The sequence below is a fragment of the Pseudomonas asiatica genome (assembly GCF_009932335.1).
GTDB classification, from domain to species: domain Bacteria; phylum Pseudomonadota; class Gammaproteobacteria; order Pseudomonadales; family Pseudomonadaceae; genus Aquipseudomonas; species Aquipseudomonas asiatica.
Genome location: NZ_BLJF01000003.1, coordinates 31,337 through 42,733 on the forward strand (window position 1 = coordinate 31,337; position 11,397 = coordinate 42,733).

Consider the following 11,397-nt stretch of genomic DNA (forward strand, 5'->3'; position numbering starts at 1 on the left):
ATCTGGATAACGCGGCCTCCACGCGCTGATTGGCCAGTGGCTAGCATGCAAAGGACAGGTTCCTTCACAATGGACCATGCAACTTGCCCGATTTTTCCCACACTAAATGAAGATCTTTCCTAAAGGAGCGCAGCACATGGAGTCAGCCCAGGACAACCAAGGCCGCATTCTGCTGGTGGATGACGAGTCCGCGATCCTGCGCACCTTCCGCTACTGCCTGGAGGACGAGGGCTACAATGTGGCAACGGCCAACAGCGCCGCCCAGGCCGAAGCCTTGCTGCAGCGCCAAGTATTCGACCTGTGCTTCCTCGATTTGCGCCTGGGCGAGGACAACGGCCTCGATGTGCTGGCGCAGATGCGTATCCAGGCCCCCTGGATGCGGGTGGTGATCGTCACCGCGCACTCAGCGATCGATACGGCGGTAGACGCGATCCAGGCCGGCGCCGCCGATTACCTGGTAAAGCCGTGCAGCCCCGACCAGCTGCGCCTGGCTACCGCCAAACAGTTGGAAGTGCGCCAGCTTTCCGCGCGACTGGAGGCCCTGGAAGGTGAAGTGCGCAAACCCAAGGACGGCCTCGACTCGCACAGCCCGGCCATGATGGCGGTACTGGAAACCGCCCGCCAGGTCGCTACCACCGACGCCAACATCCTCATCCTTGGCGAGTCGGGCACAGGTAAAGGTGAACTGGCCCGGGCCATCCACGGCTGGAGCAAGCGCGCGCGCAAATCCTGCGTGACCATCAACTGCCCGTCACTGAACGCCGAGCTGATGGAAAGCGAGTTGTTCGGCCACACCCGCGGCGCCTTCACCGGCGCCAGCGAAAGCACCCTGGGGCGAGTCAACCAGGCAGATGGGGGCACGCTGTTCCTCGACGAGATCGGCGATTTCCCGCTGACCTTGCAGCCCAAACTGCTGCGTTTCATCCAGGACAAGGAATACGAGCGCGTCGGCGACCCGGTCACCCGTCGCGCCGATGTGCGTATCCTCGCCGCCACCAACCTCAACCTCGAAGAGATGGTGCGTGAGAGCCGTTTCCGCGAAGACCTGCTGTATCGCCTGAACGTCATCACTTTGCACCTGCCGCCGCTGCGCGAGCGCAGTGAAGACATCCTGACCTTGGCCGACCGCTTTCTCGCCCGCTTCGTCAAGGAATACTCTCGGCCTGCGCGCGGCTTCAGTGATGAAGCCCGCACAGCCCTGCTCAACTACCGCTGGCCCGGCAACATTCGCGAACTGCGTAACGTGGTGGAGCGGGCCAGTATCATCTGCCCGCAGGAACGCGTGGAAATCAGCCACCTGGGCATGGGCGAGCAGCCTGCTGGTAACGCCCCTCGCATAGGCGCCGCGCTGAGCCTTGATGAGCTGGAGCGCGCCCACATTGGCGCGGTGCTGGCCGCCAGTGACACCCTTGACCAGGCCGCCAAGACCCTGGGGATCGATGCATCCACCCTGTACCGCAAGCGCAAGCAGTACAACCTATGAAATGGCCGCCCATGAAGCTGCGCACGCGGCTTTTCCTCAGCATTTCGGCGCTGGTCACCGTGGCCCTGCTCGGGCTGCTGCTGGGCCTGGTCAGCGTGCTGCAAATGGCCACGGTGCAGCAGCGACTGGTGCGCGATACTACCCACACCTTGGAAATAGGGCTGAAGCTGCGCCAGAACCTTGGCGAACAGTTGACTCTGATCCTCGATGACGAGACCGCCCCGGAAAACCTGCGGCTGCTGCAAGACAACTTCCAGACCCTGCTGAACCAAGGCCTGGACCAAGGTGGCGAGCGCACCGGCTTCAGCAAGGCCAGCAGCAATTACCAGGCCTTCCTCCAGGCCTACCGCGACAGCCCGGCGCCCTCCCGCAGCATGGGCGTTGACCAACCACTCGGGGCCGCGTTCAACCAGGTCCGCACCGATCTGATCGATTCCCACAAGCAGGCCTTGGAGCACATCACCCGCAGCGAGGAACACACCCGCGCCCACGCCCTCCTGGTCAGCGGCGTACTCGGCCTGATGGGTTTGGTGGTACTGGTACTGGGCTTCATCACTGCGCACAACATCGCCCGGCGCTTCGGTCAGCCGATCGAAGCATTGGCTAAAGCGGCCGACCAACTCGGCAAGGGCGATTTCGACGTCACCCTGCCGGTCACACAGGCCACCGAACTGAACCAGCTCACCCGCCGCTTCGGCCTGATGGCCGATGCCTTGCGCAAGCACCAGGCCACCAACGTCGATGAACTGCTGGCTGGCCAGCAACGCTTGCAGGCCGTGCTGGACAGCATCGACGATGGCCTGCTGATCATTGATCGCCAGGGCCGCCTGGAACACCTCAACCCGGTGGCGCAGCGCCAGCTGGGCTGGACCGACAGCCGCGCCGGCAGCAGCCTGGCCGAAGCCCTGCAGCGCCCGGAACTGGAACAGCAGCTACGGCAGGTACTGCGCGGCGGCAACCTCGACCGCCAGCCAGACGACCTGAACATGGACGTCGATGACGAAACGCGCCTGCTCGCCTACAGCCTGACCCCGGTCAGCCACCCGCAAGGGCCGATACTTGGCGCAGTGATGGTGCTGCATGATGTAACCGAGCAGCGCGCCTTCGAACGCGTGCGCAGCGAGTTCGTGCTGCGCGCTTCCCACGAGTTGCGCACCCCGGTGACTGGCATGCACATGGCCTTCGGTCTGTTGCGCGAGCGGCTCAAGTTCCCGCCAGAGGCGCGCGAGCATGACCTGCTGGAGACCATCGGCGAGGAAATGCAGCGCCTGACCCAGTTGATCAACGACCTGCTCAACTTCAGCCGCTACCAGAGCGGGATGCAGAAGCTCGAGCTGGCTCCCTGCGCCATAGACGAACTGCTGGAACGTGCACAACATCGCTTTGCCGAGCCAGCGGCGAACAAGCAGATCGAGTTGATCACGGAGCTGGAACCGCCGCTACCGCGTATCCAGGCCGATGTCGCCCAACTCGACCGGGTGCTGGACAACCTGTTGCACAATGCCATCCGCCATACCGCCAGCGGCGGTCGTATCCGCCTGCATGCACGACGGCATGCGGAGCGGGTCATCATCAGTGTCGAGGATAACGGCGAAGGCATTGCCTATGGGCAACAGGGGCGCATCTTCGAGCCCTTCGTGCAGGTAGGGCGCAAGAAAGGCGGCGCGGGGCTGGGGTTGGCGCTGTGCAAAGAGATCGTGCAGCTGCATGGCGGGCGCATGGGCGTGTTTTCCCGACCGGGGCAGGGGACCCAGTTCTACATGGCACTACCGGTCTGAATGTACCCTGCCCCCGGCCCCATCTTCGGTGCCGGATCAGTCAATGCTCAACCCGCCGCGGCAGCCGACCTCGAGTCACCAGTTCGGCAAACTGCCGGGCATTCAGTGGCCGGGCAAAAAGCCAGCCCTGGCCATAATTGACCCCTTCGCTGTTCAGCAGCACCGCTTGGTCTTCACACTCGATTCCTTCGGCAATCACCCGCAGGTGCAGGTCGTGAGCCATGCGAATGATATGCGGGGCAACACCGCTACTGGCGGCGTCGTGCCCCAAGGCATCGATAAACGCCTTGTCGATCTTCAGGCAGTCCACTGGCAGGGTTTGCAGGTACGCCAGGCTGCAATAGCCAGTCCCAAAATCGTCGATCAGCACTTGATGCCCCACTGCGCGCAGCGCCTGGAGGTTGTCGCGGGCCACAACCACATCGATCAGGCCGCGCTCGGTCACCTCGAAGGCGATCTGGCTGGCCGACACACGGTGCAAGGCCAGCAAGCGTGCCGCCACCCGCCCGATGCGCGGCACCATCACATCACAGGCCGCCAGATTCACCGAAATGTACAAGTTGGGGTGCGAGCGCAGTAGCTGCCCTAGCTGTTCCAGCACACGCTGCAGGACAAAGTCCGTGATCTGGCGAATCTGCCCGGTGTTTTCCGCCAAAGGGATGAACAGGTCCGGGCTGGTCAGGGTACCGTCCGGGCGGCGCCAGCGCACCAGAGCCTCGGCCCCGACACAGCGTCGGCTGTCGAGCTCGAAGATCGGCTGGTAGAGCACCTGCAGTTCGCCGCGACGCAAGGCATTCTGCAATTCCGAGCTCATCGACCGCCGCTGCAGGATCAGTTGCAGTACCAGCCAGCCGATGCAACAGGCCGCCAGTACACTGCCGGGGAACAGAAGCCAGAGCATGCCGTTCATCCTCAACGGCAGGCTCGCCCGCGGGGCGATCAGCACCAACTGGTAGTCCGGTGACTTGGTCGGCATTCGGTAGATCAGTCGATCGCTGAGTTCAAGCAGCGACTTGTGGCTGGTTGACCAGGCCGAAGGAGGCGGCCATACCTGCGGTGGGCCCAGCACGGGGATGGCCCGGGCACCGTTGTCCAACACCACCACCAGGCTGCCGCCCGGGGGCAAGTCGACCACATCGGTCAGGTGCCCACGAGAGGTGGATACCACGAACTTGCCCCTCCCAAGCATCAGCGCGGCCAGGTTCTCGTTCGGCTCGGTCGTGGTATTCAGCCAGTAGCTGTAGGTCGGCCCTTGAATGTCGGGGGCGCGCAGGGGTTCGAACGCCCGCTCATCACCGCGGTTTGAGCAGGCCACATCTCCATCCACGTACGCCGCTTCATAAATGAAGCGGGAACTCAGGCCTACCTGCTGCAATGCCGTCAGCATCGCCGGGCTGCAGCCGCGCAAGGGTTGCGCCTGCAGCAGGTCGACCCCTTCGCGCAACTGGCCGAACACCTGCTCGAGGCGCTCCAGAAAGCGTTCGCCCTGGGCGTTCATCTGTGCACTCTCGCTTTGCTTCATCTGTTGCAGGGCAATGCCGATGCTTGCAGAAAGCAACAGTGCCGCGCTGGCCAGTGCTGCCAACGTGGCCAGCATCCAGGGACGGTAAAAAATTTGGCGCAGCAAGGCGATGAGGGCTGACATCGAGGGCATCCAGTTGATTACTAGGTTATAGCAACTGAATCAGGAATCACCTTTGCCGTTTGGCGCTTCGCTACAAGCGCCGAAGGCCGCTCCTAAACAAGAGCCCGTCTCACCTTGGCAGATCAACGCATCCGGTTGAGCACCTGCAGCATCGCCGCCGTCTGCGCATCCGGCATGCCATCGAAGCGCTGCGGGCGGAAACGCATCTGGAAGGCGGCGATCACATGGCGGGTGGCAACATCAAGTACCCCAGTCTGCTCGATCGCATAGCCAAACCGCGCCAGCTCCTGCTGGTACCAGCCAACGCTCGGCGGGTTGACGCTGAAATAGGCTTGCTGCCGTGCCACGGCAGTTGCGTCCGGCCAGACCCCCAGCCCGGCGTCGGCCAGGCGTTTCCACGGAAATAGCGGCCCCGGGTCAAGCTTGCGCAGCGGCGCGATATCGCTGTGGCCAATGATGTGCCGTGGCTCGATGTTGTTACGCTTGACGATGTCCTTGAGCAGCGCGATCAGCGACTGGACCTGCGCTTCGCTGTAAGGGTGCCAGACCCGCCCATTCGGCGTGTCGGTGAAGCCCGGGTTGACGATTTCGATACCGATGGACGAGGAGTTCAGCCAGGTCCGCCCCTGCCACTGGCTATCACCGGCATGCCAGGCGCGGCGGCTTTCATCCACCAGCTGGTACACCGTCGCCGGGCCGTCACCAATCAGATAGTGGCTGCTGACTTCCCCATGGGTCAGCAACGCCAGGGAACGCTCCAGCGAAGCATTGGTGTAGTGCAGGACAACGAACTGGATGCGGTTGTCCTGGTTGATCGAAGGGTGGCTACGGTCGATGCGCAGGCCGGTCGAGCAACCGGCGACAGACAACAGCAGGAAGGAAATCAGGGTTTTTTTAAGCGTGGAAAGCACGTCAGTGGCCTCAGCGTATGAGCGCTACAGTATAACGTGCTCCCCAAGGGCCGTGCTTGCCGCGAGTCAGCAGCTACCGGTTATGCCAGCTCGACACGGTTGCGTCCCGATTCCTTGGCCCGGTAAAGCGCCGCATCGGCGCGCTTGAGCACCTGATCGCCGCGCTCGCCGGGACGGAATGCACCCAGGCCGATGGACGTGGTGATCACCACCCGTTCGCCCTTGAAGTGGAACGGGCACGCCTCGACCGTGGCCCTCAGCATCTCGGCTATCTGGGCAGCGGCAGCCGGCGAGGTTTGCGGCAGCAGCAGGACAAACTCCTCGCCGCCAAACCGGGCGATGAAGTCATGGCTGCGCAGGCGCTTGCGCAACTGGTCGGCGACGATCTTCAAGACCTTGTCCCCAGCCAGGTGCCCATAGCTATCGTTGATACGCTTGAAATGGTCCAGGTCGAGGATCGCCATCGCCAGATGGCCGCCGTGTGCCTGCCATTCGAGCATTTCGCGCTCGACCCGCTCGCTCCAGGCCGCACGGTTGGGCAGGCCGGTTAGGGGATCGAGCAAGGCCTTCTGGCGCTGCTCTTCCAAGTGCTCACGGTAGCCGAGCGCCTCTTGCTCCATGTTCGCCACCCGCTCCGACAGCCCTTGCAGGCGTCCAGCCAGCTCCTGTTCGCGGCGATCACGCTCATGCTTGTGCTCATCCATGGTCACCAACAGACCTTCCAGGCGGTTTTCCAGAATGTGCTTGAGGCTGTCGACGTCGGCGGCACCTTGCACACTGCTCTGCAACCCATCGACGTGCTCACGCAGCTGGGTATCCAGCTCGCGAGCGGCTGAGCTGTTGTCGGCATGGCCGGCGCTAGCCTCGTGCAGGTGGCTCTGGAAACCTTCCAGGCGTTCGTTGAGCTGCTGCAGGTAGGTTTCGAATTCGTGCTGGCCGCTGTCGGTGATCGCCAGCATGAGCACAGCCAGGTCATCCAGCACCGGTATCAGCTCATACCAGTTCAAGCCGCGGGCGACGCGTTCACGCATCTCTAGCGCCTGGGCCTTGTGTCGCTCTGGCAGGCTGAGGTCATCGAGCAAGCCGATCAGAGTGTGCTCGATGTGCTCGGCAACCTGGCTGTAGGGCGGCTCCACCGCGTAGGGCAGGGCGTAGGGGCCATCTTCGCCAAAGGTTTCTTCGAGTGTTTGCGCCGGTCCTGCTTCAACCGGCGGCTCGCTGGCGATAGCTACCGCTGCCGGTACATCGTCCGGGAGCGGCTGCGGCAGCGGGGCTGGTGACAGTTCGGCCGTTTCGATAAGCGCCGGGCCTGGTGCCTCCAGCTCGGGCTCCGATATTACGAGGGCTTCGACAACAGAAGCTGAGGAGGCTGGCAGCGGCTGTAGCGCGTCCATGTCGTCGGGCTGCGGGGCATCGACACCGGCAGGTGCCGCCAAGGGCTGCGCCTCGGCAACCGGCAGCGCCAGAGGCACAAGCGCTGGCTCGCCTTGCACACCATCCTCGCGGCTGCCGAACAAGCGCTGCAAGAAGCCGGGGCGGGCCTCCGCCGCCGATTTGCCCAAGGCTGACAGCGCGCGGCCCTGCAAGCCGCTCAACTCGCCCAGCAACGGTGGCAGGTCGCGTGACTGGGCCACTCCGCCATCGAGCTTCTTCGCCAGCTTTTTCAACGGACGCGACACATCGTTCGGCAATGGCAGGCCTTGCAGCTGGTTGACCAGCGCTGTCAGCGCATCGCTGACCTGGTTCATGCGGGCTTCCCGACGCTGTTCGGAGTCCAGTACCGCCTTCTCAAGACGAGGAATCAACCCGGCAAGGCCGGCGTCCATGTTGTCGCTGCGGATGACCTCGCGCATTTCCTTCATGCACTGGTCCACCACCTTGTCGCTGCCTTCGGCAGCCAGGGTGCTGCGTACCAAACCACGACGCAGCAGGTCGAGACGGGCGTCCCAACGGCGCTCGAGCTTTTCCTGCTGCTCGATGCTTTTCAGGTATTTTTCTTTCCAGCGCTCAGCGTCTTCAGTCATGCCCGGGTCCGCAAACGGTGATGGCAATTAGCTCAGGACCGGCAGCGTATCCACAGTCAATGCATCAGGCAATCGAATCTCTACAGCAACGGGAAGGTGGTCGGAAATTGGCTGCGCCAGCACCTCGACACGCTCCAGCGTGAGGCTTGGGCTGAGCAGGATATGGTCCAGGCAACGCTGTGGTCGCCAGCTGGGGAAAGTGGCCTCGACTTGCGGGGCTATCAGGCCCAGGTCGCGCAACGGCGAGTGCTCCAGCAGGTCGGTTGCATGGGTATTCATGTCGCCCATCAGCACCTGGTGGCGATAGCCGCCAATCAGCTCGCGGATGTAGCCCAGCTGCAGAGCGCGCGTCTTGGCGCCGAGGGCCAGGTGCATCATCACCACGATCAGCGCATCTTCACCCTCGCCAAAGCGCACCAGGATCGCACCACGCCCAGCCGGGCCGGGCAACGGGTGATCCTCCAGCAGATGCGGCTTCAGGCGGCTGAGCACCCCGTTGCTGTGCTGGGCAAAACGCCCGAGGTTGCGGTTGAGTTGCTGGTACCAGTAGGGGAAGGCACCCAGGTGGGCAAGGTGCTCGACCTGGTTGACGTAGCCCGAGCGCAGGCTGCCGCCATCGGCCTCCTGCAAGGCTACCAGGTCGAAGTCGCCCAGCAGTTGGCCAATCTTCTGCAGGTTGCCGGCACGCCCGTTGTGCGGCAGCAGGTGCTGCCAGCTGCGGGTCACGTAATGCCGGTAGCGCTCGGTGCTGATGCCCACCTGGATGTTGAAACTGAGCAGCCGCAGGCGACCATCCTCAGGCAGGCCAGGGGCCTGCAGGTGATGCTCGTTGACCTGCGGCTGGTGCAGGCCAATGCCACGCGCGGTTCTGAAGCGGCGCATGGGTTACGCCGCCTACTTAGCGGCGCGCTCCTTGGCGATCAGCTGGTCGGCAACGTTCAGTACGCCTTCCGGCCCGCCGGCGGTACCCAGGTCGAAGCGGTACTTGCCGTTGACCACCATGCTCGGTACGCCGGTGATCTCGTACTTCTTCGCCAGTTCCTTGGCCTGGTTGACCTGGCCCTTGATGGCGAACGAATTGAAGGTGGCGAGGAACTTGTCCTTGTCCACGCCTTGGGTGGCAAGGAAGTCGGCCATGTCCTGCGGGTCGGTCAGGCGCTTGCGCTGGTTCTGGATGGCATCGAACACTGCGGCGTGCACCTTCTGCTCGACGCCCATGGCTTCGAGGGTCAGGAACATCTGGCCGTGGGCGTCCCATGCGCCACCGAACATGGCTGGTACGCGCTTGAAGTTGACGTCCTTGGGCAGTTTATCGACCCACGGGTTGATGGTCGGCTCGAAGTGGTAGCAGTGGGGGCAGCCGTACCAGAACAGCTCGACCACTTCGATCTTGCCAGGTACGGAAACCGGAACAGGGTTGCTCAGCTCGAGGTATTCCTTGCCAGCGACAGGCTCGGCGGCCTGGACGGCAGTCATACCGAATACGCTGGCAGCGACCAGCGCGGCGCTGAGAATCAGTTTACGCATGCTTTACTCCTGGGCAGTCATTGGTCACCACGACGCGACCTGCACTGAGACAGGCCGGGAACGGGCCGAGTTCTGTAGTGTAACGGCTGCGAACGAAAAAAAGGGCGGTCCGGCCGCCCTTTCATCATTGGCCTACAACATTAACTGAAGGTTAATGCGCCGACCGTAATGGCCTCAGTGCAGGCCCTGGATGTAACTGGCCAGCGCCTCTATGTCGTGGTTGCTCAGCTTGCCAGCGATGGTGCGCATGGTCATGGCATCGCCATCGTTGGTGCGGTTGCCTTCGCGGAAGTCGGTGAGCTGCTTGGTCACGTACTGCGCGTGCTGCCCGCCCAGGTGCGGGAAGCCGGCCAAGGCGATACCCGCGCCGTTCGGCGAGTGGCAGCCGGTGCAGGCAGGCATGCCTTTTTCCAGGTCTCCACCGTTGAACAGCGCCCGACCACGTTCGACCAGCTTGGGATCGGCGGCGCCCACGCTGCCTTTCTGGCTGGAGAAGTAGGCGGCGATATCGGCCAGGTCCTGTTCGCTGAACGCGGCCAGCATGCCGGTCATCTCCAGCACGGTACGCTTGCCCGACTTGATATCGTGCAATTGTTTTTCAAGGTAGCGCTGGCCTTGGCCGGCCAGTTTCGGGAAGTTCGGTGCCAGGCTGTTGCCGTCGGGATTGTGGCAGGCGCCACAGACGGCCGTCTTGGCCTGGCCGGCGGCGGCATCGCCTTTGACGGGTTGCGCAGCAGTGGCCGCACCTGCGACACCCAGGGTCAACAGCAGACTCACGACTAGTTTGTTCATCAGCTAATCCAACACGGCTAAGGGTGAAATGTTATGTATCGGGACTGCCACTCATCCAAAGGATGACCAAACGGTAGTCCTCGGCACTGCAGTCCATGCACAATCCACGCGGCGGCATAGCCTTGAAACCCTGGGTCACGTGCTTCACCAGTACATCCATGCCTTGCGCCAGCCTTGGCTCCCATGCTGCCCGGTCACCCTGCCTGGGTGCCTGTGGCAACTGCCCGGTGTGACAGGCCGCACACGTGCGGTTGTACAACACCTCGGGATCCTGTGTAGCCTGTGCGCTGAAAAACGGCAGGAACATACCGACAGCAAGCAGCCATTTCGCCATGCGGAACGACCTTCAGGGTTGGGGGCCGCGCTGCGTTCTGTTGCGCGAGCTATTGTTCGACACCCCATGCCCGTTCTCCTTCGCCGGGAGAATGAGCACACAAAAACTGGGGCATTATATACTTCCGCCATCCAAACGGAAACGACACCGCTTGCCAGGCTCGGGCCTATTGAGTCAGGCAACACCCACATCGGATATCCCATGCAAGTCAAGAACCCCATCCTCGGCCTCTGCCAGAAAGCCAAATTCGCCCTCAGCGCTGCCAAGGTCGAACAATGCCCGGACGACCAGGGTTACGAGGTGGCTTTCGCCGGCCGCTCCAACGCCGGCAAATCCAGCGCCCTCAACACCCTGACCCATGCCAGCCTGGCACGCACCTCGAAAACCCCCGGGCGCACCCAGCTGTTGAATTTCTTCAGTCTGGACGATGAACGGCGTTTGGTCGACCTGCCAGGCTACGGTTATGCAAAAGTCCCGATTCCGCTCAAGCAGCACTGGCAGAAACACCTGGAAGCCTACCTGGGCAGCCGGGAGTGCCTGCGTGGCGTGATTCTGATGATGGACGTGCGCCACCCGATGACCGACTTCGACAAGATGATGCTCGACTGGGCCAAGGCCAGCAGCATGCCGATGCACATCCTGCTGACCAAGGCCGACAAGCTGACCCACGGCGCGGGCAAGAACACCCTGCTCAAGGTGCAGTCGGAAATCCGCAAGGGTTGGGGCGATGGCGTGACCATCCAGCTGTTCTCGGCGCCCAAGCGCCTGGGCGTGGAAGAGGCGTACCGGGTGCTGGCGGACTGGATGGAGCTGGAAGACAAGCCAGTAGCCTGAGGCCCGCACCGCTCGTTGTAGGAGCAGCCTTGTGCTGCGAAGAGGCCATGACAGGCTGTATAGGTCTGT

At 63.0% G+C, this 11,397-nt stretch carries 9 protein-coding genes and 1 pseudogene; 3 read left to right on the forward strand and 7 right to left on the reverse strand.

The genetic code is table 11. From position 1 onward, the window contains the following. Nucleotides 1–136: 136 nt before the first annotated feature. Nucleotides 137–1,483, forward strand: coding sequence for a sigma-54-dependent response regulator transcription factor AlgB (algB, locus tag GYA95_RS22710; RefSeq protein ID WP_015268485.1), 1,347 nt, complete (start codon nt 137–139; stop codon nt 1,481–1,483). Then, nucleotides 1,480–3,261, forward strand: coding sequence for a KinB sensor domain-containing domain (locus tag GYA95_RS22715; protein ID WP_015268484.1), 1,782 nt, complete (start codon nt 1,480–1,482; stop codon nt 3,259–3,261). Before algB ends, GYA95_RS22715 begins: the two co-directional genes overlap by 4 nt. A 40-nt stretch (nt 3,262–3,301) precedes the next feature. Here GYA95_RS22715 and GYA95_RS22720 read toward each other — a convergent pair whose 3' ends face one another. From GYA95_RS22720 to GYA95_RS22750, 7 genes and pseudogenes are all read right to left on the reverse strand, one after another. Then, entirely contained in the window at nt 3,302–4,906 is a 1,605-nt protein-coding gene (locus GYA95_RS22720; RefSeq protein ID WP_015268483.1) for an EAL domain-containing protein, read from the reverse strand. Nucleotides 4,907–5,028: 122 nt separating this feature from the next. Further along, on the reverse strand, nt 5,029–5,817 hold the full coding sequence (locus GYA95_RS22725) for an N-acetylmuramoyl-L-alanine amidase (RefSeq protein WP_013970322.1): 789 nt from the start codon (nt 5,815–5,817) through the stop codon (nt 5,029–5,031). 80 nt (nt 5,818–5,897) lie between these two features. Beyond that, nucleotides 5,898–7,841 (reverse strand): GGDEF domain-containing protein, encoded by a 1,944-nt coding sequence (locus GYA95_RS22730; RefSeq protein WP_015268482.1) that lies wholly within the window; start codon nt 7,839–7,841, stop codon nt 5,898–5,900. A gap of 27 nt (nt 7,842–7,868) precedes the next feature. Then, nucleotides 7,869–8,701: pseudogene (locus GYA95_RS22735) on the reverse strand (endonuclease/exonuclease/phosphatase family protein). Nucleotides 8,702–8,735: 34 nt separating this feature from the next. After that, nucleotides 8,736–9,368 (reverse strand): thiol:disulfide interchange protein DsbA, encoded by a 633-nt coding sequence (dsbA, locus tag GYA95_RS22740; protein WP_003256950.1) that lies wholly within the window; start codon nt 9,366–9,368, stop codon nt 8,736–8,738. Between the two features lie 174 nt (nt 9,369–9,542). Next, complete coding sequence (locus GYA95_RS22745; protein ID WP_015268480.1) at nt 9,543–10,160, reverse strand: c-type cytochrome; 618 nt, start codon at nt 10,158–10,160, stop codon at nt 9,543–9,545. A gap of 31 nt (nt 10,161–10,191) precedes the next feature. Next, nucleotides 10,192–10,494, reverse strand: a complete 303-nt coding sequence (locus tag GYA95_RS22750; RefSeq protein ID WP_015268479.1) for a c-type cytochrome — start codon at nt 10,492–10,494, stop codon at nt 10,192–10,194. Between the two features lie 201 nt (nt 10,495–10,695). Here GYA95_RS22750 and yihA point away from each other — a divergent pair, with 201 nt between their 5' ends. Continuing rightward, nucleotides 10,696–11,328, forward strand: coding sequence for a ribosome biogenesis GTP-binding protein YihA/YsxC (gene yihA / locus GYA95_RS22755; protein ID WP_015268478.1), 633 nt, complete (start codon nt 10,696–10,698; stop codon nt 11,326–11,328). Nucleotides 11,329–11,397: the final 69 nt, after the last annotated feature.